This window comes from Sporosarcina sp. FA15 (genome assembly GCF_051550195.1).
Classification (GTDB): Bacteria; Bacillota; Bacilli; order Bacillales_A; family Planococcaceae; genus Sporosarcina; species Sporosarcina psychrophila.
Window position 1 is genome coordinate 4,266,565 of the sequence record NZ_CP188818.1, and the last position, 26,211, is coordinate 4,292,775.

At 41.2% G+C, this 26,211-nt stretch carries 25 protein-coding genes and 1 riboswitch; of the genes, 13 read left to right on the forward strand and 12 right to left on the reverse strand.

Translation table 11 applies throughout. The annotated features are described in order from the left end of the window. The first annotated feature begins 27 nt into the window (after positions 1-27). Both ACP8HG_RS20270 and ACP8HG_RS20275 read left to right on the forward strand, forming a co-directional pair. On the forward strand, positions 28-639 hold the full coding sequence (locus tag ACP8HG_RS20270; RefSeq protein WP_338653601.1) for a sterol desaturase family protein: 612 nt from the start codon (positions 28-30) through the stop codon (positions 637-639). A gap of 165 nt (positions 640-804) precedes the next feature. Beyond that, a complete protein-coding gene (locus tag ACP8HG_RS20275; protein ID WP_438297791.1) occupies positions 805-1,446 on the forward strand; it encodes a DUF3885 domain-containing protein in 642 nt (213 codons plus the stop codon). Between the two features lie 911 nt (positions 1,447-2,357). Here the strand turns inward: ACP8HG_RS20275 and ACP8HG_RS20280 are convergent. Beyond that, positions 2,358-3,410, reverse strand: coding sequence for an SDR family oxidoreductase (locus tag ACP8HG_RS20280; RefSeq protein WP_187046637.1), 1,053 nt, complete (start codon positions 3,408-3,410; stop codon positions 2,358-2,360). Between the two features lie 163 nt (positions 3,411-3,573). On the opposite strand from ACP8HG_RS20280, the gene ACP8HG_RS20285 reads away from it, so the two are divergent. The 3 genes from ACP8HG_RS20285 (at position 3,574) to ACP8HG_RS20295 (ending at position 6,496) form a co-directional block, all read left to right on the forward strand. Then, positions 3,574-3,753 carry a Fur-regulated basic protein FbpA gene (locus ACP8HG_RS20285; protein WP_338653598.1) on the forward strand — a complete coding sequence of 60 codons (180 nt, stop codon included), beginning with the start codon at positions 3,574-3,576 and terminating at the stop codon, positions 3,751-3,753. 71 nt (positions 3,754-3,824) lie between these two features. Continuing rightward, positions 3,825-5,276 carry an amidase family protein gene (locus ACP8HG_RS20290; protein ID WP_338653597.1) on the forward strand — a complete coding sequence of 484 codons (1,452 nt, stop codon included), beginning with the start codon at positions 3,825-3,827 and terminating at the stop codon, positions 5,274-5,276. Between the two features lie 77 nt (positions 5,277-5,353). Then, entirely contained in the window at positions 5,354-6,496 is a 1,143-nt protein-coding gene (locus ACP8HG_RS20295) for a DEAD/DEAH box helicase (protein ID WP_067205742.1), read from the forward strand. Positions 6,497-6,964: 468 nt separating this feature from the next. Here the strand turns inward: ACP8HG_RS20295 and map are convergent, their stop codons facing one another. The 3 genes from map to ACP8HG_RS20310 all read right to left on the reverse strand — a co-directional run bounded on the left by map (position 6,965) and on the right by ACP8HG_RS20310 (position 8,339). Next, positions 6,965-7,711: a type I methionyl aminopeptidase gene (gene map, locus ACP8HG_RS20300; protein WP_067205745.1), complete on the reverse strand. Its 747-nt coding sequence runs from the start codon at positions 7,709-7,711 to the stop codon at positions 6,965-6,967. Positions 7,712-7,817: 106 nt separating this feature from the next. Beyond that, a complete protein-coding gene (locus tag ACP8HG_RS20305; protein ID WP_338653596.1) occupies positions 7,818-7,934 on the reverse strand; it encodes a hypothetical protein in 117 nt (38 codons plus the stop codon). A 63-nt stretch (positions 7,935-7,997) separates the two neighbouring features. Continuing rightward, a complete protein-coding gene (locus ACP8HG_RS20310) occupies positions 7,998-8,339 on the reverse strand; it encodes a DUF4870 domain-containing protein (RefSeq protein ID WP_187046639.1) in 342 nt (113 codons plus the stop codon). 238 nt (positions 8,340-8,577) lie between these two features. Further along, positions 8,578-8,679: riboswitch (TPP riboswitch) on the forward strand. An 80-nt stretch (positions 8,680-8,759) separates the two neighbouring features. Between ACP8HG_RS20310 and thiT the strand changes: the two genes are divergently transcribed. Then, a complete protein-coding gene (gene thiT / locus ACP8HG_RS20315; protein WP_438297795.1) occupies positions 8,760-9,317 on the forward strand; it encodes an energy-coupled thiamine transporter ThiT in 558 nt (185 codons plus the stop codon). 285 nt (positions 9,318-9,602) lie between these two features. Here thiT and ACP8HG_RS20320 read toward each other — a convergent pair whose 3' ends face one another. Continuing rightward, on the reverse strand, positions 9,603-10,334 hold the full coding sequence (locus tag ACP8HG_RS20320; protein ID WP_067205754.1) for a tryptophan-rich sensory protein: 732 nt from the start codon (positions 10,332-10,334) through the stop codon (positions 9,603-9,605). 160 nt (positions 10,335-10,494) lie between these two features. Between ACP8HG_RS20320 and ACP8HG_RS20325 the strand changes: the two genes are divergently transcribed. Further along, a complete protein-coding gene (locus tag ACP8HG_RS20325; protein WP_342539684.1) occupies positions 10,495-12,297 on the forward strand; it encodes a M3 family oligoendopeptidase in 1,803 nt (600 codons plus the stop codon). A 7-nt stretch (positions 12,298-12,304) separates the two neighbouring features. Next, positions 12,305-12,850 (forward strand): GNAT family N-acetyltransferase, encoded by a 546-nt coding sequence (locus tag ACP8HG_RS20330; RefSeq protein WP_067205759.1) that lies wholly within the window; start codon positions 12,305-12,307, stop codon positions 12,848-12,850. 100 nt (positions 12,851-12,950) lie between these two features. Here ACP8HG_RS20330 and ACP8HG_RS20335 read toward each other — a convergent pair whose 3' ends face one another. After that, the gene (locus ACP8HG_RS20335) at positions 12,951-13,526 is read right to left on the reverse strand and encodes a beta-class carbonic anhydrase (protein ID WP_067205761.1); all 576 of its coding nucleotides are present in this window, start codon (positions 13,524-13,526) and stop codon (positions 12,951-12,953) included. 329 nt (positions 13,527-13,855) lie between these two features. Continuing rightward, the gene (locus ACP8HG_RS20340; protein ID WP_067205763.1) at positions 13,856-15,088 is read right to left on the reverse strand and encodes an aminopeptidase; all 1,233 of its coding nucleotides are present in this window, start codon (positions 15,086-15,088) and stop codon (positions 13,856-13,858) included. 243 nt (positions 15,089-15,331) lie between these two features. On the opposite strand from ACP8HG_RS20340, the gene motA reads away from it, so the two are divergent. Both motA and motB read left to right on the forward strand, forming a co-directional pair. Further along, positions 15,332-16,147, forward strand: a complete 816-nt coding sequence (gene motA, locus ACP8HG_RS20345; protein ID WP_067205766.1) for a flagellar motor stator protein MotA — start codon at positions 15,332-15,334, stop codon at positions 16,145-16,147. After that, positions 16,131-16,889, forward strand: coding sequence for a flagellar motor protein MotB (gene motB, locus ACP8HG_RS20350; protein WP_067205768.1), 759 nt, complete (start codon positions 16,131-16,133; stop codon positions 16,887-16,889). Before motA ends, motB begins: the two co-directional genes overlap by 17 nt. Positions 16,890-16,949: 60 nt before the next feature. Here motB and ACP8HG_RS20355 read toward each other — a convergent pair whose 3' ends face one another. Further along, the gene (locus ACP8HG_RS20355; protein ID WP_067205771.1) at positions 16,950-17,171 is read right to left on the reverse strand and encodes a DUF1128 domain-containing protein; all 222 of its coding nucleotides are present in this window, start codon (positions 17,169-17,171) and stop codon (positions 16,950-16,952) included. Positions 17,172-17,246: 75 nt separating this feature from the next. Continuing rightward, positions 17,247-18,605, reverse strand: a complete 1,359-nt coding sequence (locus ACP8HG_RS20360) for an alanine/glycine:cation symporter family protein (protein ID WP_067205774.1) — start codon at positions 18,603-18,605, stop codon at positions 17,247-17,249. 213 nt (positions 18,606-18,818) lie between these two features. Here ACP8HG_RS20360 and ACP8HG_RS20365 point away from each other — a divergent pair, with 213 nt between their 5' ends. Beyond that, on the forward strand, positions 18,819-19,172 hold the full coding sequence (locus ACP8HG_RS20365) for a hypothetical protein (RefSeq protein WP_067205777.1): 354 nt from the start codon (positions 18,819-18,821) through the stop codon (positions 19,170-19,172). A 52-nt stretch (positions 19,173-19,224) separates the two neighbouring features. After that, complete coding sequence (locus tag ACP8HG_RS20370; RefSeq protein ID WP_335339514.1) at positions 19,225-20,223, forward strand: YihY/virulence factor BrkB family protein; 999 nt, start codon at positions 19,225-19,227, stop codon at positions 20,221-20,223. 122 nt (positions 20,224-20,345) lie between these two features. Here the strand turns inward: ACP8HG_RS20370 and ACP8HG_RS20375 are convergent, their stop codons facing one another. The 3 genes from ACP8HG_RS20375 to ACP8HG_RS20385 all read right to left on the reverse strand — a co-directional run bounded on the left by ACP8HG_RS20375 (position 20,346) and on the right by ACP8HG_RS20385 (position 24,391). Further along, a complete protein-coding gene (locus ACP8HG_RS20375; RefSeq protein WP_421102243.1) occupies positions 20,346-22,250 on the reverse strand; it encodes a heavy metal translocating P-type ATPase in 1,905 nt (634 codons plus the stop codon). A 393-nt stretch (positions 22,251-22,643) separates the two neighbouring features. Continuing rightward, entirely contained in the window at positions 22,644-24,185 is a 1,542-nt protein-coding gene (locus tag ACP8HG_RS20380) for a fumarate hydratase (protein ID WP_067205783.1), read from the reverse strand. Between the two features lie 29 nt (positions 24,186-24,214). Then, positions 24,215-24,391 (reverse strand): SE1561 family protein, encoded by a 177-nt coding sequence (locus ACP8HG_RS20385; protein WP_187046647.1) that lies wholly within the window; start codon positions 24,389-24,391, stop codon positions 24,215-24,217. 598 nt (positions 24,392-24,989) lie between these two features. On the opposite strand from ACP8HG_RS20385, the gene ACP8HG_RS20390 reads away from it, so the two are divergent. After that, on the forward strand, positions 24,990-26,168 hold the full coding sequence (locus tag ACP8HG_RS20390) for an MFS transporter (protein WP_338653588.1): 1,179 nt from the start codon (positions 24,990-24,992) through the stop codon (positions 26,166-26,168). The last annotated feature ends 43 nt before the right edge of the window (positions 26,169-26,211 follow it).

Sequence of the window (26,211 nt, forward strand, 5' to 3'; positions counted from 1 at the left end):
ATTATAAGGAAAGGGGGATGCTTGTAAATGAGGAAATACTTGAGGGAGTTCGGCGCTTTTCCTGACATTGCTGTTATGCTGCTTATTTTGATAGTTTGTGCTTCATTAACCGTTCCACATGTACTCCATCTTTGGACGTGGGTTGCTTTAGTCTTGGGAATGCTGACATATGCAACAAGTGAATACATGGTTCACCGTTTTTTATTTCACATTAAGACTCCAGAAAACCCGTTTATGCTGAAGATGATCAAACGGTTACACTATGATCATCATGTCGATCCGGATGATTTGAAATTATTGTTTCTGCCGTTATGGTTCAGTATTCCGGGATTTATCATTTATGGACTTATTGTATTCCTAATAACGGGGAGCACGAACCTGACGGCGTCATTCGCGACAGGCTTAGTGGCTTACTTCCTCTATTATGAATGGAAACATTATATTGCCCATAAGCCAATACAGCCCCGTACGAAAATGGGGAAAAATATTAAGAAGCATCATCTTTTGCATCATTTTAAAAATGAAAATTATTGGTTTGGTGTCACCCATACTTCATTCGATAAAACGCTTGGAACCTTTAAAGAAAACAAGGAAGTTGAAAAAAGTCCGACCGCACGTAATTTGGAAAACAGGGTGTAAGTACAATACTCGTTTCCCTGGTTATTGCAACTAGGGAAACTTAACATGTTCTCGCAACGTATTAATAGTAAGAAACATTTCAAGAACATGTCTTGCTTAGTGAGAGAGGACTTAGAGAGCAGAAAATGAAACGCAAATTTTTCTACGAAGATTGGAGCAAAAAATATGGAGTTAGAAAAATTTATGGCAACAAATTTCTCAAACTTAGTTCTTACGCCACCATTGTTTTATAACTGGGACATTGGTATTCGATTTGAATTAGGAGTGGACTGGAAAAGGGAAGAGAATAAAGAAGGTAGTGTCTATCTTAGAGGAGTTTACGACAGGGCTATCACTTTGTTTGAGTCTTTACACCAAGAGGATGAAGAGATTTTAGTTGTGGTAAATGCACATGATTACGGAGGTAAATGGGCGTTCCGTGGGAAATTGAATTTGTTCTCACGGTATGTACGGGATAAGTCTGTTCTGTACAAATTACAGCATAAGATGATTCCTTACATAATTCCCGAAGACGATGAAGACGGTAAATACAAAACACATCTCTTTATTCTTAAATGTAAAACCTCTGACATTAGATACGTCTCCCTCTTAAAAGCCATATGCAATACTGATATGGGAGTAAAACCGAGTATTAATAATCGAGTCTTTTTTATCAATGTGAAAAATGAAACCATCTTCCATGTGTATGATGACAGAGGCTGTGATTTGGTGGCTAAGTCCCCGGAAGCAATTCGGAGTATCTATGCGAAATATAACGATTGGATATTGGATTATGATAGGGAAAAGATTGATAAAGTATTTAATTGAGTAGTTCGATTCGAAAAGCGATACTCTTAATTGAAGATTCTTTGCGTATAAAAAAGGACGAAACCATATTGGTATTCGTCCTTTTGATATTTTTTTGAAATATCACGTCTGTTGATTAACCAAAAGTAACCAGTGAATAACATGATCAGCTACTGAGCGCTACGTGTATAGTTGACTTTGGATTGAATGACTTCTATACGATTACCGAGATGTCTGGATGTGTAGGGATGCGAATTTGTCGCATCCCTACACATTTTTTTCGGTAATCGTATGGTGGTCCTTTATCCCGCATTAACGGGCAGTAAGACCCCCACTTAAAGTATTCAAGGACACAAGAAGAATAAGTGGGGGATGAAGACCCCCCCTCTGATTGAAGATTAACTTTATCTGTCGTGCTCCAAATCCATAAGTACTCGTAGCGCTGAATCTTTTTTGGACGAAAGAGTAGCGGGGCTTCTTATTCGGATAAAAGCCGCCAAAGATGTAATTTTGGCTGCTGATTCTTCCAATATGGTTTTTACTTTTTTTGGTAAAGAACTGTCGCTTTCTATAAGATATTACATGAATTAGATACATACTCTTTACTAAAAGTAAGCAAGGAACGCATTGTACGACGTGCAAGAGTGCCCGAAATTGAATCTTCGGGCACTTACACTCTACATAGAATGTCATCTATTCTTTTCTTCCAAAACTACTGCATTTTTCACTTGAATAGTATAGGTACGCGACAGGCTACTATTCGCAACAGGATTACCGAAAAAAGTGTGGCTAGAAGTGACTCTGTCACTTCTAGCCACACTAGGATCCCTCAGTAAATCTGTCATGAATAGTTAGCCGAAAGCGGGCCGAAAATAGTCCAGTGAAAATCAAGGTCATCAAGCCCTACTCACCAGACGTGTTGAAATATATTTCTAAACAGCGAAGTAAGCTTCGATGATTAACTTTGTCGTTTGTTCGTCCATCTCCAAATGCTTAACATCAGTTCCTTCAATAAGTTGCTGCGTGTTATTGTCATCGAAATTGAATGAGCGGGATAAGTAGGCATTGAATACACTAATCATGCCGTTCAGCCTCTCTTCCTCAGCTGTCAGCATTCCAGGTTCTGCGTTCTCGATGATTTCCAACTGTTGAAAATCAAGTGCGTTTTTGATGAGAGATAGAAGATCGTAATTCGTCGCAGGCGAGGGGTTTGTAATGTTGTAAATCTTGCCAGCCTCCGCTTTACTTGCAGCCAATGCTAAAATATCAGCGACGTAATTGACTGGAACAAAGTTCGATGTTGCGTTTTTACTTCCGACGACACGGTAAATAACATCAGCCTTGTCAGAAGATCTAGCGATACGACGCTTGAACACATCAAGTGCCCGCATAAAACCGTAAAGCGTGAACTCGGAATCGGCTTCGCCTGTTTCTGAATCACCAACAATAATTGAAGGACGGAATATTGATACATCCATACAATCGGAATAGGATAGGGCAAGGTGTTCGGATTTTACTTTGCTCTCTTCATAAGGATTATGAACGTTTGCATCGATTGGATAGAGTAATTCTACACCATGCGCACGTTTCCCAACAGTGTAAGCAGTGCTGATATAAATGAATTGATTTACATTAAATAGTTTGGCCAATTCCAACGCGTTTTTTGTACCTTCGTAATTGACTGAAAAGAGCTCTTCACGTAATTCTTCATCGAATTTCACAAGAGCTGCGATGTGATAAAACAGGTCGACTTTGCCTTGTAATTCATGAATGACATCGTCAGAAAGTCCGAAAAGCGGTTGTGTAATATCGCCGTTTAAAAGTTGGATTCTGTTCGCGGCATCCCCTGAGAGACTCGCGACAAGTCGTTGAGCTTTGTCCATATCCCGAACGAGTACAAATAATGTATGATCAGTCGTTTCTAGTAAGTTATTTAGTAATTTACCACCAAGAAAGCCAGTAGAACCCGTTAAGAAAATCGTCAACCTAAATCCCTCCATGAATAGGACAGAAATTATCTCCGTCCAATTGCTATTCTAATTATCGCATATATGGTTGCTTAAGTGAAAAATTAGCGGTTTCATGTTTGAAATAAGGTCATTAGAGGAATACATGTTGTGGATTCGACATCAAGGAGGAACTTACAGCATGAGAAAGATGGAAGAAACACAGATGGATTTGAAGAGAGAGAAAATCATCCAAAGACTTGTGAAAGATGGGGTTTTCAAACTACATGGGAAACATCTTTACGAACTCCCGCTTTACGCACTTATGAAAGCCTATATAATACGTACCGGCTGGAACCATCGCATCAGCCGGTATTTTTAGCGTGTATTGTCTTATGTTTAACCAATTGAGGTAAACTAGTGCGATAAGGTTCAGAATGGTGGGGAAATCCGATGTTAGATGACAAGTTAAAAAAACTTCAAAGCGATTGGCTAGATGAAGCAACAATTTCTGCTATGCAGGTAAAGATGAGTAGCGGAGAATTATCGGCTGAAGAGCTTACGTTTATGTATATTGACACGATCTCGTATAGGAACAAAAATATAAATGCAGTGCTTGAGTTGAACCCACAAGCTGTACAGATTGCTAGGGCTCTTGACGTAGAAAGACGGGAAAAAGGGATCCGTTCACTTCTTCATGGTATTCCGATTTTATTGAAAGATAATATGGGGACCCGCGACATGATGCATACGAGTTGCGGGTCACTTGCGCTTAAGGATTTCTATGCGGCAGAGGATTCTTTTCTCGTTAAGAAATTACGTGATGCGGGAGCTATTATTCTCGGAAAGACGAATATGACAGAGTGGGCGAATTTTATGTCCGATCGGATGACGAACGGCTGGAGTTCACGTGGTGGTCAAGTGAATAATCCATATGGTTTATTTGATGTCGGTGGATCGAGTTCGGGGGCCGCTGCAGGCATTGCAGCAAATATGGCAGCTGTGGCAATTGGCACGGAGACGACCGGATCAATCCTTAACCCGTCAGCGCAGAACTCACTCGTTGGCATTAAGCCGACTGTAGGAACAATCAGCCGTACAGGGGTGATGCCTCTTTCGTACACACAGGATACTCCGGGGCCTATGGCAAGGACCGTACACGACGCAGCAATTACATTTAGCCTGCTGATTGGCACGGACCCAGAAGACCCTATAACAGCGGAGGCATCCCGTCTAGAAGGAATTGACTGGACGTCTGTGCTTGATAGTAGAGCACTTGAAGGTGTTCGTCTTGGCGTTGCACGAACGATTTTCGAACGAGAAGCATCTACGGAACGTTTGAACCTTTTCGATGCCGCGCTCAAAGAACTTGAGGCAGCAGGTGCTGTAATAATAGATGATGTAGAATTAGGGACAATGGAAAATGACCTCGGTTATAATGTGCTTCTCTATGAATTTAAAGCGACCTTGAATGCGTATCTAGGGAAGACACCTGCAACAAATGCGATTCGTACATTGTCCGATATTATCAACTTCAACAATGAGCATGCAGAAGAAACATTGAAATTCGGTCAAGTGATGTTGGAAAAAGTGGAGCGAACAAGTGGAACGCTGACGGAAAGGGCTTATATAGAGGCACTTCTCCGCAATCGTCATTTGGCAGGGGACATCGCACTTGGCAAAGCACTTGATGAGCATGCTATTCAAGCGCTAGTATTTCCACAAGATCATGGATGCAGTTTCGGAGCGGCAGCGGGTTTCCCATCTGTTACTGTTCCAGCAGCCTATTCCCAGGCAGGTGAACCGTTTGGCATTACATTTTCAGGGAAAGCATTTACTGAACCTGAATTAATAGGCTATGCATACGCGTTCGAACAGCGTGTCAACGCACGGAAAAAACCTTAATCAGTTTTGTCAGAAATAGAGTGTAGCAGAGCCTATTATGATAAACTGAAAGGAATAGAGTGAAAGTGGGGATAATGATGTCCTTCTTAGAAAATATGGACGAAATGTTTAAAGAAAAATGGAAGTTTGAGTACGAAATGCCAATCCAGGAGAAAATGATTCCTGAAATGCTGGCAGGTAAAGATATCGTTGCAGAGTCACCGACGGGTTCGGGCAAGACACTTGCATTTGTATTGCCACTTTTGCAATTGGTTGATGGCGATAAAAAACAGACGCAGGCGCTGATTATAACACCATCACAGGAACTGTCGATGCAAATCGTTAATGTTATCAGAGAATGGGTAACAGGAACTGGTATCACGGTTACACAACTAATTGGCGGAGCTAATATGCAGCGCCAGATTGAACAATTGAAGAAAAAACCAACAATTGTTGTTGGAACACCTGGTCGATTGGCTGAACTTATCAAGGTCAGAAAGTTGAAAATGCATGATATTCGTCACATTGTTCTTGATGAAGGCGATCAGCTTTTAGCGCGTGATCATCGTGTCGTTGTGAAAAATATGATTGAAGCGGCAAATCCGGAAAGACAAGTTATTGCCGTATCTGCGACAATTACAGATGAAATTGAAATTGTTGCTAGCAAGTTTATGAATGATCCAATCCGCATCCAAGTTGGAGCGGAAGAAATGCCAAAATCGGGTAAGGTCGTTCATTCATTTGTGAAAACGGATGCACGGGACAAAACGGATGTATTGCGTGGGATTTCTTATTTGAATGGAATTCGTGCACTTGCATTTATTAATAATGTGGATCAGCTTCGCATGAAAGAAATGAAGCTTAGGTATAACGAAGCACCAATTGCGGTTCTTCATTCAGAAATGACGAAATTTGAGAGACAGCAAACATTGGAAAGTTTCCGTAAAGGCGAGTTGAAGATTTTGATAGCAACTGATCTTGCGGCACGAGGGCTAGACATTGATGGCTTAACACATGTTATTCACATCGACGTGCCACATACGGTTGAGCAATATTTACACCGTTCAGGCAGAACTGGACGAGCAGGCGGAGACGGGGAAGTATTGACATTGTTGTCGTACCCAGAAGAACGAGATTATCGTAAGCTGACTAAAGGAATTAAAACGGTTCAAAAAGTATGGTATAAAGGCCATCTTGCCGAAGGAAATTCAAAAACAATTGCAGCTCCTAAAAAGAAATAAGACAAGCGCAAGGGATCTATATATGTCGGGAAAATAGCACGTGTGCTGATTAACCATTTATTTGCATAAAATACTGGTGAATAGGGCTTAGAAAAATCCGTTTTCACTGAATCATTTCCGGTTCGCTTTCGGCAAACTATTCACGACACATTTACCATGAGGCAAGTGTAGCTAGAAGTGACTCTGTCACTTCTAGCTACACTTTTTTCGGTAATCCTGTTGTGAATACAAGTAGCGCCAGTAGGTGATCATGTTATTCACTGGTGATTTTTGATTAATCAATAGACGTGGGAAAATAGTTATATAAATCGAGTGAAGGCATCCCCTAGCGCCGTAGTGAATTTAATGGAATACTTTATTACCACATATCTAGACAATAATAAAAAGGGCTATCCAGGAATCCAAGTGCATTGGATTTCCAGGGACAGCCCTTTTCTATATATATTGAAAGAACGCATTAGGCACTAATTATAGTTGCGTCAAAATAATTGGTTCGCCTTTTGTGACGATAATTGTATGTTCGATTTGAGCCACAAGAGATTTGTCTGGTGTAATGAACGTCCAGCCATCCCCTGATTCAATAATATGCTCTGCTTTTTCAGAGATAAACGGTTCAACTGCAAGAACCATTCCTTCTTTCAGAAGCGTCTTATCCCAAGCGTCATAATAATTGAGTACATGCGAAGGTTCTTCGTGCAACGCTTTACCGATGCCGTGGCCAGTCAAGTTTTTGATGACTTTTAAGCCATTTTCTTTTGCCTCGCGTTCAACTGCTTTACCGATTTGGTTTAAGCTTGAACCTGCTTTAACTTTCGTCATTGCACGTTCAAATGCACTCTTAGCCACATCACATAATTGTTGTTTCTTATTATCGGGTGTACCGACAACAAATGAAATGCCAGTGTCAGCAAAATAACCATTGTAGGAACCTGAGACGTCAATATTAACGAGATCTCCATCTTCTATGACGCGGGAACCAGGCATGCCATGGGCAACTTCACTGTTGACGCTGATGCATGTAAATCCAGGGAAATCATATTCTGCGATAGGACCTGAAATTGCACCTTTTTCTTCGAATAGGCGACCGCCGATGTCATCAATTTCTTTCGTCGTTTTACCAGGGACAGTTGCTTCTTTCATCGCTTCCCTGATTTCAGCAACAATTTTGCCGATTTTCTTTAACGCTTCAATTTCCTGTTCAGTTTTTGCAATCATTATGTTCAAATCCTTTCTTCCGTTCATTCTTTTCCATACCATACTATATCATATGGAGCTGAACAAAAAAGCCTACAAACTTAAAAAACGTTTGCAGACTGTCGAATTATTTCTTTGGGATTGTCGTGCTTGTTGCTTTTTTTTCTTTCATTACTTTGCGAACAATCGGATAGACAATAGGCGCCAATTTAATAGCGGTTTTTAATAATTTTCCAATATTCATTACGAATCACTCCTAAACACAGCATTTGTTACTTTTTTCCCGAATAGGTGGTTTTATAAACATTCACTTCAATACTTTAACACCTTGAAACACATTCCAAATTAGAATTGCTATGAGCAAAACTCCATAAACTAGCATGAATAAGACAGGTGTTAATTGCCAAAATCCAAAGTTACCACTAGGCATTACATTCAGGTCGTAGGTAAAGGAAAACATTGAAAAAGAAAAAATGATAAATCCTGCAATAAGAAGTACGACAGGAACAAGATGTGAAACGAGAGAGCGCTTGGCATGGTGTTTTACTTCACGGTCATCCGAAACGAAATAAATAATGACGGGTATAAGTAAAGGGGTGAAGAAGACACTAAAGTAGCATAGGGCGGCTAACAGTTTATTGTTTGACACACGAATCCCTCCATTTTAGTTTAACTATATATATATTGAGTAAATGAATCCCTAGATTAAACTTGGCGAAGAGGCCATACAAGGGTTAACTGGAGCCTGAGATTGGCGGCATCTCCTAGCGCCGCAGCGAATTTAATGGAATTCTTAATTTCAACATATATAGGATAATTATCATCCCTGTTAATCATCTTGCTTATAGGATCCCCATCTTATACAATGAACTAGACAACTAAATTACTGGAACCACAGGGGGAGCCTATTTGGCTGAGATTGGACAGCACGTCCTGACCCTTAGAACCTGTAAGATTATTCTTGCGTAGGAATGTGGATGGAAATTGACATATTCGATGTCCCATCTATTTCGGGATGTCTTTTTTTATGCCCACATCTTTCGCTGAGCTAGGAAAGGGATGAATTAATTTGGATCGGAAAAGACTTCAACTTTTACTTGAAATAGCTATTTTAGGTGCAATTTCATTTGTACTTGATCAGATTGGTTTTAAAATGCCACAGGGTGGCTCGGTTACGCTGTCAATGTTGCCGATTGTTGTCATGGCATTTAGATGGGGGATTGCAGGCGGTATGCTGACTGGCTTCGTCAGCGGGTTATTGCAACTGATGATGGGAGGCTATGTCTTTAATATAATACAGGCTGCCCTTGATTACTTCGTGGCGTACACGTTGGTTGGAGTGGCAGGTGTTACACTTGCATGGCTGTTAAGTAGTAAAGTAAAAGGCAACAAAGGCTCAATGGTTACAGCAATCGTTCTGGGGACAGTTATCGGTGGCCTACTTCGATACTTGATTCACTTCATTGGTGGAATTGTATTTTTTGCATCTTATGCACCTGAGGGACAGCCCGTATGGCTCTATTCACTCGTATACAATGCAAGTTACATGATACCTTCAATAATATTATCAGCAATTGTTGCGTCAATATTATTCACTACAGCACCGCGTCTTTTAGAGAGAAAATAGAAAATCGCCGTTCTGCCCAATGTGGGAGGACGGCGATTTTTTTTAAGGTAAGAAAGTATAAGTTGTTCTACATGGATCGATGTCTAGACTCCAGACGCCAGCCCCTGGGCCCACACGAAGTGGGTCATGCAGTGGGGAGGGATTGAGCTACATCCCTCCTTGTTGCGACAGGATGTCGCGATTTTAGACTGCCTTCCTTTAATTTCAGTCTTGCCGAAAAGGCAAAGACCGCCTTTGTCTTCAAGTCTTTCAGCGCTTGTCGGGGCTAAACAGCGTCTTGCACTTTTATTTAGGTGTGAATGACTTTCGTCTGAAGAACATGAATCCTGCGATTGTAGCTGCAAGAAATAGGGCTGCGGCAGAGACGAATAGTTCATCAGCACCGTTTTTTACAGTGATACCTATAAATGCCCATATGAAGACAGCACTAAATGCTATATCCGCGTAATGGTATAAAAAATGAAGTGCAATAGCGGTTGCGATAGTCAAGTAGATGACGGTCCATAGCGGGTCACTTAGTCCCCAACCAGACCATTCATGCAAAGTAAGGACATAACTGATATTTGCAATGGTCGCGACAAAAACCCATCCTAGATAGACAGCAATCGGAACTCTACCATGAATATGACTATTTTTTATAGAATAAGTAAAATAAATGGTTAACAGTGTTAAAAGAAGAAGCAGGTTGATAATAATTGTCCATCCGAAGAAACCAAAATGCCAAAGCAAAATCCAAGTGATATTTAATAGGCAGCTGAGCACAAACAAAACTACCCTCCGATTGAATAATGCATGATTAATGTTTACTGTGTTGCGCATAAAGCCGTATAACCAGATAGCGAGAAGCAGATAAATAACTGCCCAAATTGAAAAGGTATATCCTGCAGGTGTAAATAGTACCGGTAAACTATTAGAGATTTGCCCGGTTGTTTTTCCATTGATAGGCATTATATTCGCAGCTGCATTGACTAGAACGACCGCAATGAGCGAAAAGGTCATAATTATAATTCTAAACATATTTAAATCCTCCTACTGAATAGTATACAGAGGAATGGTGGAACCTGCGAAGGAAAGTATGAACCTTCCGTCACAATTGCATTATTTCGCATACCGAAAATTCATGTTATAATCAAGTTGTGTTTTTAGAAAATTTTGAATGAATTAAGGGGGAATAATAGTGACGCAAAAAACGTATTCTGAAGTATGGGATCTTGACGTTTTCTTTAAAGGTGGAAGTGGATCGACAGAACTACGGACACATTTGGATAGCGTAAAAGAAAAGTTAGGTTCATTAGAAGAAACGGCTTCTGCATTTGAAGTTCCTCAGTCAGCTGGTGCGTCAAAAGAAGTTGTAAACCTTATTGAATCATTAAAAGAGGTTGCACTTGACCTGTCACAGGCAGGTGCCGTTATTGGGTGTTTCCTTGCGGCGGATACAACAGATAAAAAAGCATTGCAACTGCAAGGCGAAACCGGATCCCTTGGGGCACGTTTTTCTACAATCGGGCTTAAAATCCGACAAACGCTGGCAAAAGCAGATGAGGATACATGGAATGGATTAATGGAATCGGATGAACTGAAGGAATTTGCATTTGTACTGAATGAATGGCGTGAAGAGGTCAACCTGAAACTGTCTGAAGAAGAAGAGAGTTTGATCACGTCGCTAAGCGTAGACGGCTATCATGGGTGGGGACAGTTATACGACATGCTCGTTGGTGACATTAAAATCAAAATCGAATTGGACGGAGAAGAGAAAGAACTTTCCGTTGGGCAGGCAAATAACCTAAGTTCGCATGAGAATGCAGATGTGCGAAAGCGCTCATTTGAAGCGTTGGAAGAAGCTTGGGAAGGAAAAGAGGACTTCTTCGCATCTGCATTAAATCATATTGCGGGTTTTAGGCTTGAAGTATACAAAAAACGTGGTTGGGATTCAGTATTGAAAGAGCCACTCCTCCGAAATAGAATGAGCGAAGAGACACTTGATGCAATGTGGGGAGCAATTGGTGTAAATAAAGCCCCGTTTGTAGAATACTTGCAAGTCAAAGCGAGAATGCTAGGTACTGACAAAATGAACTGGTATGACATTGATGCGCCAGTTACAGCATCAACAAAGAAGATGTCGTATCAAGAAGGTGCAGAATTCATCCTAAAACACTTTGGAGAGTTTGGTCCTGAATTGGAAGCCTTTTCTCGCCAGGCATTTGAAGATAGCTGGATCGAAGCGGAAGATCGCCCGAATAAACGTCCAGGTGGTTTTTGTACGGGTATGCCAGCATCCGAACAATCCCGTATCTTCATGACTTACAGCGGAACAATGTCGAACGTTGCAACACTTGCCCATGAATTGGGTCACGCGTTCCATTCATATGCACTGCGTCCAGTGCATTGGATGAACCGCCAATATGCGATGGGCGTAGCTGAAACGGCATCGACATTTGCAGAGATGATTGTCGCAGATGCTGCTGTAAAAGCCGCGGAAACGAAGGATGAAAAGATTGCATTACTGGAAGATAAAATTCAACGTAGTGTTGCATTCTTTATGAATATCCATGCGAGATTCCTTTTTGAGACGAGATTTTATGAAGAACGAAGAAATGGCATCGTGTCGGCTGAAAGATTGAACGAGTTAATGGCAGAAGCGCAGAAAGAAGCTTACGGAGACGCTCTTAATACGGTACATCCACACTTCTGGGCGTCGAAACTCCATTTCTACATTACGGGCGTGCAATTCTATAATTTCCCGTACACATTCGGCTATTTGTTCTCCCTTAGCATCTATGCAAAAGCTTTAGAAGATGGAGAAGGATTTGAACAGAAATATATGGCGCTTTTACGGGACACTGCGGTTATGAGTGTTGAAGACCTTGCGATGAAGCATCTTGGTGAGGATATTACGAAACAAGAGTTTTGGGCAAAAGGCGTAGCGTTATGCATAAAAGATGTTGAGGAGTTCTTGGAACTTACTTCGGTAAAAGGGTGAATATGAATTGATTTTGCTTGAAGGGCAAACTTGTTATTTACGAATATTGACAGAGGAAGACGCATTTAGCTTCACGGAATTACTTAGCGCTAATAAAGAATACTGGTCTATTTTCGAACCGCGGCACGAAAGTAGTTATTTTACCGTGGCTGTCCAAAGAGAGAAAATAAGGGAGTCAATTTATCAAATGCGGGACCGAAGGGAATATAACTTCGGTATCTTCGAAAAGGCAACAAGTAGGCTAATTGGTCATATCTCGCTTTACAGTATTAAAAGACTTCCTTTTTCCAGTGGTTTTGTCGGCTATTCAATCGATGAGCGTGAAACGGGTAGGGGAATTGGTACGGAAGCGGTTCGTCTTGTTACTAATTTCTCATTCGATAAAGTCGCTTTACATCGGATCGAGGCATATGTCTCACCCCGTAATAGCGGCTCGTTAAAAGTACTGGAGAGGTCTGGGTACTTCCAAGAAGGACTGCTGCGCAAACTCCTTTATATCAATGGTGTCTGGGAAGACCATTATATCTACGCTATTGTGGAGGATGATTTTTGAAAGGGTAAGACCGCATTGCGGAAATTAATAGCTAAAATAAAAAGCCGATTCCTGTAAATAGGAATCGGCTTTTGTTTATTTCCCGGGAAATGCGTCGATTTTAATCATTGGAATTGTGCATATAGCCATCTATGATGATATCGAGCTTCCCAGTATTAGGGTGGACGACAAGTCCGTGAACGGCTACTTTTTTGTCCATAAGGGGATGATTTCGTACAGCATCCACACTCATCTTGACGCTTTCCGTCACATCGCCAAACCCATGTAACCAATCTTCCATGTCTACACCGGAGTACTTGAGAGTTTTAAAGATATTTTTATCAATCCCGCGATGGACCATTTTTTCTATAATGAGACCTGTATCGACAGCACTCATTCCACAATCGTGATGCCCGACAATGTAAACTTCATCAGCTTGCAAATCATAAACTGCTACAAGCAAGCTTCTCATAATGCCGCCAAATGGGTGTGTGACGACTGCACCGGCGCTTTTAATAATTTTAGCATCGCCATTTTTTAAGTTCATCGCCTTAGGCAACAACTCAGTCAGTCTTGTATCCATACATGTTAATATTACAATTCGCTTATCGGGAAACTTTGTTGTTGCGTATTGTTCATATTGTTTTTCAGCTACAAATGTATCATTAAAATCAAGTATTTCTGAAAGAATTGTCATCGTATACTCCCATTCTGTAAGTTTTTATTTATCATACTTGAAAATATGTAAAAAGAAAAGAGCTGCCTAAAGGCAACTCTTAGAAGTTTGTGTCTGGTTTTGGATCAATTGTTGAAGAATCGGCGGAAATCATAGCCGAAGACAGAAAGTGCATTGTGAACATAGCTGTTATACCAAGGCAAACCATAAAGCCGATAACTGTAGTGAACATCAAGCCCATATATATGACCCCTCTCAAAATTATTAGTTTAGGTACTATCATCAGTATACAGTAAAAACCCAAATTATTTAAGGGGTTCTTGAAATGTTTTACCTAATTGTGACGATTATTAGAAAGCCCAGTTGCCATGGCTGAACACAGGTTCTGAAGAGCCATCATCATTAATTCCATCAATATCCATTTCCCCAGAACCAACCATGAAGTCGACATGTGTGATACTTTGGTTTAAACCATGCTTTACAAGCTCTTCACGTGCCATCGTTTTGCCACCCTCAATACAAAATGAATAGGCACTGCCGAGCGCAAAATGATTCGATGCATTTTCATCGAACAATGTATTATAGAAAAGCAGACCCGATTGGGAAATCGGTGAAGCATGTGGAACAAGTGCGACTTCACCAAGATGTTTTGCACCTTCATCTGTATCAATTAGACGTTGCAAGACTTCTTCACCTTGTTCGGCTGAAATCTCAGTTACTCGTCCATCTTTAAATGTTAATTTGAAGTTATCGATGATATTTCCACCATAGCTTAGCGGTTTTGTGCTTGATATAAAGCCGTTGACGCCCGTTTTTAGAGGGACAGTGAATACTTCCTCTGTTGGCATATTAGCCATGAAAGTATCTCCCTTCTCATTGACGCTACCGGCTCCACACCACAAGTGACCTTCGGGCAATTCAACAATCAGGTCAGTACCTGGCGCTTTGTAATGAAGTTTGCGGTATCTTTTGTTATTTAAGTAATCGACTTTGGCATGCAGATGGTTGTCATGATTGATCCACTCTTGCACTGGGTCTTGCTTGTCTGTACGTACTGCTTTAAAAATTGCAGTCCAAAGTGCCGAAATCTGTTCTTCTTCTGGGAGCTCTGGGAACACTTTTGCTGCCCATGCTTTTGAAGGGGTGGCGATGACTGTCCAGCTGATTTTATCAGACTGTACATACTGCCGATATTTGTCGAGTGCCTGTCCAGTGGCTTTTTGTGAGTCGGCAATGCGCGAAGGCTCAATTCCTTTTAATAAGTCAGGACTTTGGGACACGATACTCATGAATGCAGCACCTTTTTCTGCAAGTGTTTCGCGTTCCATTACTTTCCATTCAGGGAATTCAGCAAAAGAATCAGCTGGAGCTTTTTCATAACGCAGTCGGGAAATCGTGTCATCGGACCAATCAACAAATACTTGACGTGCACCCGCATCATAAGCTTTTTCAGTTACAAGACGGACAAATTCCGTTGTTTCTGTTGAAGCACTGATATAAAGGTATTGATTTGGTTGAATATTGACCCCAACCTTTACTGCAAGTTCAGCATAGCGAGATAATTGTTTTTCGAAAGTAGACATAAATAAAAACTCCTTCCTCTATCTTCTATAATAGTACCAATTTATAGGCCCGGCCTGCAACGTCAAATGTATTGAAAAAGTTAATCTTCGCCTCCATGGATTGTTAGTTTAGCCATTAGGGTTTTTACAGGATAAATTGTGACAGTATGAAAACTTGCATATATTTATTACTTCTGTTCACCTAAAGAATAGGCCGGAGATGCCGAAATAAGAAGAAGAATGGAATACTTGGAGGGTCAACTTATGGATTTATCAACAGTAATTGGTCTAGTATTAGGGTTTGTTGCGCTTCTTGTCGGTATGACGATGAAAGGTGTCCCGGTAGATAGCTTATTTAATATGGCAGCTATACTAATAATACTTGTAGGAACGCTTGCGGCTGTTATCATTGCCTTTCCAATGAATGAGTTGAAACGTGTACCCAAATTATTTGGCGTGCTTTTTAAAGAACAGAAACTTGCTTCCGATTCCGATATCATCCGTATGTTTTCAAGTTGGGCAGATATTGCGCGACGTGAAGGACTATTATCGCTTGAAGCAAAAACAGACGAAATTAATGATCCATTTTTGAAAAATGGATTGGGCCTCGCAATTGATGGGCAAAATGCCGATTATATCCGTGATGTGCTAAGTGAAGAAGTGGAAGCTATGGAAGATCGGCATTCTGCCGGAGCACAAATATTCTCGCAGGCGGGCACATACGCACCAACACTGGGTGTTCTAGGAGCAGTCGTAGGTCTTATTGCAGCACTTGGGAATTTGAATGATATCGAGGCGCTTGGTCATGCGATTTCCGCAGCATTTATTGCGACGTTGCTTGGTATTTTTACTGGATATGTGCTTTGGCATCCATTTGCGAATAAATTAAAACGTAAATCGCACGAAGAAGTAAGACAGAAGAAAATGATGATTGAAGGGGTCCTCTCCGTTCTTGAAGGGGAAGCACCGCGTGTTATTGAGCAGAAGCTGTCCTCATATCTGTCTGCGGAAGAACGCAGAAAGCTGGCCGTTACAAAGAATAGCGATAAGGGGGATGGGGAGTTTGTCGAAGAGACGTAAGAGAAAAAAGGATGACCACCATATAGATGAGTCATGGCTGTTGCCATACTCCGACCTTATGACTCTTCTTCTCGCGTTATTCATCGTACTATTTGCCTCAAGCTCGGTAGATGAAGTCAAACTTAAACAGATGTCAGCAGTGTTCAGTGAAATATTTGATGGTGGACAAGGTGTGATGGATAATGCAGCTCCTACACCTGTGCCGATACCGAAGGATTCAATTGGTACCAACAATGAGAATACATCCTATATAGAAGATCAGAAGTCACTTACTGAAATTCAAGATAGAGTAGATGAGTATATTGCAGTGAATGAACTGGAGAATCAGTTCGAAACCAAACTGACGGATGAAGGGTTATTAGTGACAATTAGAGACAGTATCCTCTTTAGTCCAGGAATGGCAGATATCAATCCTGAATATATAGGGATTGCAGATGATATTGCGGAACTTCTTGTTTTTGACCCACCTCGTCATATCGTCGTCACTGGCCACACGGATAATGTTCCGATTGGAAATGCTCAATTTCAATCGAACTGGGAGCTTAGTGTAATGAGAGCGGTGAATTTCTTGAAAAGTATTGTGAGAAATGAAGAGATCAATCCACTTTTATTCAGTGCGAAAGGATACGGCGAGTTTCAGCCAATCGAATCAAATGAAACAGCTGATGGAAGAAGTAAAAACCGTCGGGTAGAAGTATTGATCCAGCCACTTGTACTAGAAGATGGAACTGCATTTGAATAAATTTATCCAAAGAAAAAAGATTCACCGGTAAATTCATACCGGTGAATCTTTTTGGATTGCTTAACTTCTTAGCGTACCAAGTTCAGCTGCAATTGCCTGCATTTCATTTGGTGTAATGTTAGTGCGTTTCATGACCATTTTGTACATATAGTACAAATCATCATATTTAGATGTGCTGAAATTCTCCGGATTCATAGCGGCTGAATTAACCATACGAAGTTTTTCAGTAATTTTGTCGATCATATAAGAAACATTTTCTGGTGTTGGGTTAGATAAATCCATAGTATAGTCCACCTTTCGATAAGCTTTGGACCTATCATTTCATTATTCTCCCGGACTGTCAAATAGAATTGGAAATCAACCTCGTTTTGCGGCTTCTCTTTCCTCTTTGAGTTTTGCATTGAAGCGTTTTGTTTCAAAGACGATGACCCCAGATAATCCGAGAAGTCCAATTAAGTTTGGTATTGCCATGAGTCCGTTCATTACGTCAGCGAATAACCAAACAGCATCAAGAGTTGCTGTAGCACCAACAAAGATGACTCCAATAAATACAATACGGTAGTAGATTAGAACTTTAGGATTCGGGAATAGGTATTGGAAACACTTCTCGCCGTAATAAGCCCAACCGAAAATTGTTGATGTTGCAAAGAATATCAATCCGATTGCAACAACAATCGGCCCAGCACCTCCAAGGAACTCGCCGAACGCGGCAGCTGTGAGAGAGCCGGCTTCAATGCTCTTGTCTTTCCACATGCCAGACATGACGATTGTTACCCCGGTAATTGAACAGATGATTAGGGTATCGAATAATACTTGTGTCATGGAAACGAGTGCTTGACGACCTGGTAAGTCTGTTCTAGCTGCAGCAGCAGCAATCGGAGCAGATCCAAGACCTGCCTCATTGGAGAAGAGACCACGTGCTACCCCGAAACGGATTGCCGCACCGATTGCGCCCCCAACAGCTGCTTCACCAGTAAACGCAAATTTGAATATCGTTGCAAAAGCTTCTGGAATCAAGTTGAAGTTCAAAATCATTACGATTAAACCTGCTATTAAATAGAAACCTGCCATAACCGGGACGAAAAACGATGTAACCTTACCAATCGTTTTAATGCCTCCAATAATAACCATTCCGCCTAAGACAACAAGAACAAGTCCTGTAATCCAATGGGGAACACTAAACGTTGAATTCAAGACATCGGCAACTGCTTTCGATTGTGTTCCGTTACCGATTCCAAATGCTGCAATCGCGCCAAAAATAGCGAATAAGACGCCGAGCCATTTCATTTTCAGACCGTGTTCAAGATAGTACATTGGTCCGCCCGCCATTTGTCCATTGGCATCCTTGACCCGATATTTAACTGCAAGAATTGCTTCTCCATATTTTGTAGCCATCCCGAAGAATCCGGCCATCCACATCCAGAACACAGCGCCTGGACCACCAAAGTAAATTGCTGTTGCAACTCCGACGATGTTCCCCACGCCGACTGTGGCGGCCATCGCTGTCATCAGTGCCTGGAAGTGAGAAATATCACCTTCTGATGTTTTATCCTGATTTCTTGAGAAAACGAGTTTTAGTGCATAAGGCAACATACGTATTTGAATAAGTCCTAGTCTTAATGTTAAAAAGATACCTGTTCCGACGAGAAGGATAAGCAAAGGCGGTCCCCAAATAAATCCGCTGGCCTTATCCAAAAAAGCTGTTAATCCATCCATTTCATTACCCCCAAGTAATTTATTTTTCGTGAACCCCTATTCCCTTTTAGCTCACATCCTCTCAGTCTCTCTAATTCGTCATCCCTATTGTCAATATTCCGAAAATTATCATCATTCGTCAAGCTTTATTTTTTAAATTCGACAATTTGTTTGTATTTCCTTTAGCTGGGGTATAATTGTATATGCGAAAGAGTTTGAATTGGAGGGCTTATAATGGGTAATAGCAAATTTGGTACGTTTATTATTGTTGGTGCACTTACGGGTGCGGTTGTAAGTATGTTCGATCGGAGTACGCGGAAACATATCGTAAAGAAATCAAATAATTGTATATCGGAAATGAAGTATTATGCGAAAAATACTGATGTGCTAAGATGGAAATTGGAAGAGAAGAAAGACAAGTATAAGTCTGTCTTTGAACAACTATCGGACGATGCATCATATATTAAAGCACAAGTAGAAGAGTTAAAAGCACTTACGCCACAAGTTAAAGGTTTAGTCATGGACACAAAGGATGCATTTGTTGAATCGAAAGATGAATACAAGTCAATTGTTAGTGAAACACCATAGGAATATAGTGTCGGTTTTAAAAGTAAACTGTATTGAAAGGGGTGACGAAAGTTTGAAGAATGATGAACGTTCAACACCTACACCGATCCAAGAAGAGAAAACTAGCAAGTATAAGGAGAAGATGGATGGCTTTATGGCAGACTCCGCAGCCATGAAGTTTTTGGATGATGTAAAAGAAGGTGAACTTGAGCAATTTGATGTCACGACAACAAATGGATTTTTCAAAGAACTGCTTGTCCGGATAAAAAAAGTCGACGTGACGGGCATTGGCTCGCAACTCGCCTTCTTTTTCCTTTTGTCCCTTTTTCCCCTACTAATCTTTATAATGACATTGTTACCTTATCTAAACTTTAACCAAGCGGAAGTTCTCTTATTGATTCGAGACTATGCACCAGAGAGCGTTGCTACGCTAATCGAGGACACATTAAAAGAAATCTTGCAAAACCGCAATGGTGGTTTACTATCATTTGGGATACTTGCGACGGTGTGGTCAGCATCTAAAGGAATGAACGCACTGACGAAAGCTTTGAACCGATCTTATTTTACGGAGGAATCACGTTCGTTCATCGTGGCCCGCGGTATGTCGGTTGTCTTTACTATCTTACTCGTCGCCGTGTTGGTAGTCGCCCTTGTATTACCAGTGTTCGGGCAACAGATTGGCGTACTAGTATTCTCTTATATGGGACTTGAAGATGGATTCATCACTTTGTGGGGTAGTCTGCGCTGGGTATTGCCACCTGTACTAATCTTCTTCGTGTTTTCACTTATTTATTGGCTGGTACCCAACTTAAAAATTCACTTTATAAGTGTGCTGCCAGGAGCATTATTTGCTACGGTAGGCTGGATTCTGACATCATTTGGATTCTCATATTATGTCAATAACTTCGGAAGCTATTCGGGTACATATGGTAGTATCGGAGCAATTATTGTATTAATGATGTGGTTATATTTCTCAGCTATTATTCTGATACTGGGAGGACAGCTGAATGCCGTCACATTTGAGAGGACTCAGTTGAAAAGAGCAAAAGCAAAAAGCAATGCAGTCATGTAACAATGACGCATTGCTTTTTTTCTATATATGTTGAACGAGTGAATACCTATATAAACGGAGCGAAGGCGCCTTACAAGGGGATCTCTATTCCAATTATATCGTTAGATAGAGATATAAATGAATTATTCAATGTGATTCAGCATCCTAAGCCCGTTTAAAATGACAAGGATAGTGCTACCTTCGTGGCCGATAACGCCAAGCGGCAGATCAACGACTTGCAGGAAGTTTGAAACAATTAACACCAAAATGATTGAAATGGAGAACAAGACATTCTGTTTCACAATCCGCTGCATTTTACGAGATAACTTGATGGCATAAGAGATACGTCTCAAGTCATTTTGCATTAGAACGATATCGGCTGTTTCAAGTGCAACATCGGTACCTTCACCCATTGAGATACCTGATGTTGCGGTAGCAAGTGCAGGTGCATCATTGATCCCGTCACCGACCATACCTACGTTTTTGTAGTCGATCAGGAGGCGTTTTAAATGATTGACTTTCATTTCCGGCAGACATTCTGCAACGTATGAATCGAGTCCGGCCTGTTTCGCAATAGCGGCAGCAGTTTTTTCATTATCACCTGTTAACATGATTGTTAAAATACCTGATTTTTTCAATTGTGTGATGGCCTCGATGGCCTCGGGGCGCAACGAATCTCTTAGTGCTGCCGCAGCGATAATACCTTTATCATCTTTCATGAAGATAATTGTTTTACCTTCATCGGCAAGAGAGAGGGCGACGCCTTGCTGAAATTCCTCTGTCAATTCTTTGCCGACAAAACGTGGATTTCCAACGAGAAATTCTTGTGTATCAATAATTGCCCGGATACCGTGGCCAGGTACATCTTTAATGTGAAGATTTCGGTCTAAGGTTATTCCTTTATTGACCGCATATTTTGTAATCGCGACAGCAAGTGGATGATTCGATTGGGATTCAATACTTGCAAGCATCGTTAGTGTTGCATCTGGATCTGCGCCATCACGTACATAGAAGTCTGTGACAATTGGTTTACCGTTCGTTAAAGTACCGGTTTTATCAAAAGCAATCGCTTTAAGTGAACCCAAATGCTCTAGATGGACACCACCTTTGAATAGAACGCCTTTCTTTGCTCCGTTAGAGACCGCGGCAAGTGTCGCTGGCATAATAGATGCGACTAGCGCACACGGAGATGCAACGACGAGCAGGACGATTGCCCGATAGAGCGTAGTCATCCAATCCCATCCAAACAAATAATGAGGCACAACCATCATGATTAGCACCATGATGATAACGGCTTTTACATACGTTCCTTCAAATCGTTCTATAAATTGCTGTGAAGGTGATTTCTCGCTTTGGGCACTTTGAACAAGTGTAATGATTTTTTGGAAAAGTGTTTCAGAACTAGGCTTTGTCATTTTTATTTGGATAGCACCGCTTAAATTGACTGTACCGGCGAATAGTTCGTCGCCGATTTCTTTTGTGACGGGAATGGATTCTCCATTAACGGCAGACATATCGATGGAAGAAACACCAAAAGTGATATTCCCGTCGACCGGAACCCTTTCGCCTGGTTTGACGAGTAGAATGGATCCGACCTTTAGGGAAGAGGTTGCCACTTTGATAGCAGTACCATCTTCTTGAAGGAGCCACGCCTCTTCAGGCTGTAATTCCATAAGTGCGGAGATTTCCTTATGGCTTTTATTTAGCGTGTAGCTTTCAAGCGCACCACTGAGTGCAAAGATGAAAATAAGGACCGCTCCCTCCGCCCAGTATCCAATAAATGCAGCACCGATTGCTGCGAACACCATTAGCATCTCGACATTCAGTTCCTTGTCGTTAATCGTATCTTCAATACCTTCCTTCGCTTTGGCGAATCCACCTATAATAAAGGCGGTGATATAGAGGGGGACAGAAAGGGTTTCCAATCCGTACTTACCACTTATCCAAGCTGTAAGAATTAGTGCACCTGATAGAATCGCAGCAATCAATTCAAGATGTGCTGGCCATGTTATAGCTTCTTTTGGCTGTTGTTCAGTGAGAATAGTCACAGTTATTACCTCCTAATTGATAATGATAGTCAATTTCAAATGGCTCATTAAAGTATGAAAGTCGGTTCCCATTGATGGGAACCGACTAATGTTAATAGATGATAATTGATATCAGTTGATAATTATTATTGTTAATAAACATAGTATATCCAACTGGAAAAGAAATAGATACTATTTTGTATTGGAGGTTGGGATGAGGGAGTTAGTAGTTAGTGAGGCTTACCGCAGATTATTCTAGTTCTGTCGTCCAGTTCAGTGGATTGTTCATAGAGTTTTTAGACTGTCGTATAGATTTCCGCAAGTTCGCTCTACTTCACGGACTATTAACCAACGTCTAATTAAAAAAAGGCATCTTATGCCGGGATTACTCCGACATTAAGATGCCTTACTCAATTAGCTAAAAACTTTTTCTTTAAACTGAGACAGTTTTTCAAGCGAAGACTTGTCGACATCAGCATGCAAGCTGTTGCCGTGCGAGTCCATCGTCACAACTGCGGTGAAATCTTTAACGCGCAGATGCCACATTGCTTCAGGGATACCGAATTGAAGAAGGTCGACACCCTCGACTGCTTTAATACAGTCGGCATAATATTGCGCAGCACCACCAATTGCATTTAAGTAGACGCCGCCATGTTCTTCTAAAGCCGCCAACGTTTTCGGACCCATACCGCCTTTACCGATAACAGCACGCACTCCGAATTTTTTCATGATGTCGCCTTGATATGGTTCTTCACGTGCTGATGTTGTGGGTCCCGCAGCTTTGATTTCATAACTACCATCTTCATTTTTCATCACAACCGGGCCACAATGATAAATGATTTGTCCATCAAGATCGATAGGTGAGTCATTTTCTGATAAGTATTTATGGATCGCATCACGACCTGTATACATCATTCCGCTGATTTTAACAACATCGCCGACATTTAAATCACGGATCTGTTCTTCTGAAATTGGGGCCATGAGCTCGACAGTACGTGCAGTTTGTTTCGCTTCATCTTGATTATTATCATCTTGTGCGAAAGCAATTTTTTCTCCATCATTGTAATGCCAGTTCGTAATATTACCAGATCCAGCATCGATATCCACAGCCATTCGGCGGTATGCCCAACAGTTATATGCTACAGAAACATAGAAGCTTGCAGGGATCCGGTGCATGACGCCAATTTTACAACCGAGGAGGGTAACCTCGCCACCGAAGCCCATTGTACCGATGCCGAGTTTGTTTGCTGATTCCAGGACATATTCTTCAAGGTCAGCAAGTTTCGGATTCGGATTTAGGTCGTCTACTTCGCGGAAAAGTTGGTCTTTCGCAAGTTCGTAGCCCGAAGCGCGGTCTCCGCCGATTCCGACGCCAATGAAACCCGCAGAACACCCTTGCCCTTGGGCTTGATAAACAGAGTGTAAAATACATTTACGGATGCCATCAAGATCGCGTCCAGCACGACCAAGTCCGTCGAGTTCTGCAGGTAGGCTATATTGAATGTTTTTATTCTCACAGCCGCCGCCTTTTAGAATCAGTTTCACTTCGATATGATCTTGTTCCCATTGTTCAAATTTCACAACGGGGACACCTGTACCAAGATTATCTCCGCTATTATCACCCGTCAGTGAGTCGACAGAGTTTGGACGGAGTTTAGTGTCTTTTGTGGCTTGTACAATTGCGCGCTTAACAGCGGCCTTGATTTCAATTTGGTTGACTCCGACTGGTGTTTTGATTTTAAATGTTGGCATGCCGGTATCCTGGCAGATTGGCGACATTTTTTCATCAGCCATATTGATGTTTTTTGTAATCGTCTCAAGACTCATTGCTGCTCGTGTACCGGCATCTTCTAGCTCTTTTGCTGCAAGGATTTTTCGACGCACATCTTTTGGAAGATTCGTGGAAGTTTCGCAGATGAGATCATACATGCTTTTTTCAAGTTGTTCTATGTACATTCTCGATTTCCCCCTGTAGTTATAGCCTGTTACTTATCTAATTTGATTTTTTCCATCTGTTCTTCAAGGTCGTCTAGCAAACTTATTAGCTGATCGATTTCCTGAAGGTCAGCTGTTTCTGGTTCAATTGTATCCAGCGTTTCAAGAAATTGATGAAGCCTAGTTTTTAATCCTTCAACATGTCCGTTATTTTGTGCTTTGTCCAATCCGTACACCTCTTTTCATTAGTATAAGCGTAAACGAAAAAACGGAATTTATCAATGAAGGGGAATAGAACCTTTTCAAGTAGTTGAATATTCTTTTTAACATAATCTTTACAATACATAATCTATGTGCTATGATTCATTTAATCAAACGAAAGGGAGGATGACGGTAAGGGTAATCACAACGGAAACCAAGGAGGTTGAGAACTTTAATTAAAAAAAAGAAAGCTCAACAATGTAGGTATCGTTATACCCAAATTTAGTCCTGTGGAGGTGGAGTCTCAAAAAAATACAGACAGCGTTAGTGATTGCTTGAATGTAAATGTGAGAAGTAAACATAAAATTATAGAAAGGTAGCGAGAACAGGTTAAAGACGAAGTGAAAGAATTTAAGAAGGAGGGGATTCGTAAGTGTCCGCTGGCAGTGTGCCAGGAGACTAATACGACTTATGCAGATGGAAAGTGAAGGTTCAATTCATACGTAAAGGCTCAGCCGTAATCTGACAAACAGATATGGACTGGGCCTTTATATTTTTTTGCGTAATCACCGTTTTCATGTGCTAAAATTATACAATGATCTTTAAAGCAGGGAGCGGTTATTCATGGATACTTTTTCACAACAAGAGAAGCGCCGTTTTTGGATACTTGTTATTATTGTCTCGATTTCTGGATTTTCACAAGGCATGCTGTTGCCGCTTATTTCGGCCATCTTCGAAAAGGATGGCATTTCGAGTTCAATGAATGGTTTGAATGCTACGGGTTTATACATAGGAACGTTACTTGTTTCACCGTTTATGGAGGCGCCGCTCCGGCGTTTTGGCTATAAGCCAATTATTGTTGGGGGCGGGATGCTTGTTTTTATATCGTTACTGCTGTTCCCATTATGGAAAAGCGTCGTGTTTTGGTACGTACTTAGGTTGTTTATTGGCATCGGGGACCATGCACTTCATTTTTCAACTCAAACATGGATTACTAGTTTTTCACCGCAACAAAGATTGGGTCGCAATATTGCGATTTATGGTTTGTCATTCGGCGTCGGATTTGCGGCGGGTCCCTTATTAGCGCCACTTGTCAATGTGTTTGAAGGCTTACCGTTCATTGTATCGGGATTACTGTGCATGCTTGCATGGTCGCTAGTCTTCATGCTGAAAAATGACTTCCCGGATATTATGAAAGGAAAGTCCGATAATGAACGACTTTCCGCACGTTTTAAAGGAACGATGGCTGTTGCTTGGCTTGCTTTTCTAGGGCCATTTGGATACGGTTTTCTTGAGTCAACACTTAACGCGATGTATCCGGTATATGCGCTCAGAAATGGCATTGAATTTACATCTGTAACAATTATTCTCGCCACATTTTCTGTAGGAGGGATTATTTCTCAGTTACCTCTTGGTATGCTATCCGATAAGATAGGAAGAAGACCTGTCTTTCTTGCTGCACTCGGAGGTGGATCAATCTCGTTTTTCATCGCAAGTACTATGGAAACATCTATAACTGCTGTTATAGTTATGTTTTTCGTTGCTGGACTTTTTTCAGGTTCTATTTTTTCCCTTGGTATTTCGTACATGTCCGATTTGACACCGAAGCATCTGTTACCGACGGGGAACTTGTTATGCGGAATTTTCTTTAGCTTAGGCAGTTTGACAGGTCCATTTCTGGGTGGTCTCTTCCTAGAGTTTGATGCCGGGTTTAGTTTCCTACTGCTGATTTCATTGTTTTTGGCTGTGTTGTTCGTTGTTTCTTTTATTGGGAAACTGAAGCAACGCCCGATTGCAGCATAAGAAAAAGCGTCCAATAATGGACGCTTTTTCTAAGCTTAGGAAA

Coding starts and splice junctions, on each gene's coding strand:
- ACP8HG_RS20380 (WP_067205783.1), bottom strand. CDS start 24,185: ATGTACATAGAACAACTTGAAAAAAGCATGTATGATCTCATCTGCGAA.
- motA (WP_067205766.1), top strand. CDS start 15,332: ATGGATTTATCAACAGTAATTGGTCTAGTATTAGGGTTTGTTGCGCTT.
- ACP8HG_RS20355 (WP_067205771.1), bottom strand. CDS start 17,171: ATGGATTTATCTAACCCAACACCAGAAAATGTTTCTTATATGATCGAC.
- ACP8HG_RS20335 (WP_067205761.1), bottom strand. CDS start 13,526: ATGACAATTCTTTCAGAAATACTTGATTTTAATGATACATTTGTAGCT.
- map (WP_067205745.1), bottom strand. CDS start 7,711: ATGATTGCAAAAACTGAACAGGAAATTGAAGCGTTAAAGAAAATCGGC.
- ACP8HG_RS20320 (WP_067205754.1), bottom strand. CDS start 10,334: ATGTTTAGAATTATAATTATGACCTTTTCGCTCATTGCGGTCGTTCTA.
- ACP8HG_RS20270 (WP_338653601.1), top strand. CDS start 28: ATGAGGAAATACTTGAGGGAGTTCGGCGCTTTTCCTGACATTGCTGTT.
- ACP8HG_RS20360 (WP_067205774.1), bottom strand. CDS start 18,605: ATGGATGGATTAACAGCTTTTTTGGATAAGGCCAGCGGATTTATTTGG.
- ACP8HG_RS20390 (WP_338653588.1), top strand. CDS start 24,990: ATGGATACTTTTTCACAACAAGAGAAGCGCCGTTTTTGGATACTTGTT.
- ACP8HG_RS20340 (WP_067205763.1), bottom strand. CDS start 15,088: ATGTCTACTTTCGAAAAACAATTATCTCGCTATGCTGAACTTGCAGTA.
- ACP8HG_RS20295 (WP_067205742.1), top strand. CDS start 5,354: ATGTCCTTCTTAGAAAATATGGACGAAATGTTTAAAGAAAAATGGAAG.
- ACP8HG_RS20365 (WP_067205777.1), top strand. CDS start 18,819: ATGGGTAATAGCAAATTTGGTACGTTTATTATTGTTGGTGCACTTACG.
- ACP8HG_RS20290 (WP_338653597.1), top strand. CDS start 3,825: ATGTTAGATGACAAGTTAAAAAAACTTCAAAGCGATTGGCTAGATGAA.
- ACP8HG_RS20305 (WP_338653596.1), bottom strand. CDS start 7,934: ATGAATATTGGAAAATTATTAAAAACCGCTATTAAATTGGCGCCTATT.
- ACP8HG_RS20285 (WP_338653598.1), top strand. CDS start 3,574: ATGAGAAAGATGGAAGAAACACAGATGGATTTGAAGAGAGAGAAAATC.
- ACP8HG_RS20275 (WP_438297791.1), top strand. CDS start 805: ATGGAGTTAGAAAAATTTATGGCAACAAATTTCTCAAACTTAGTTCTT.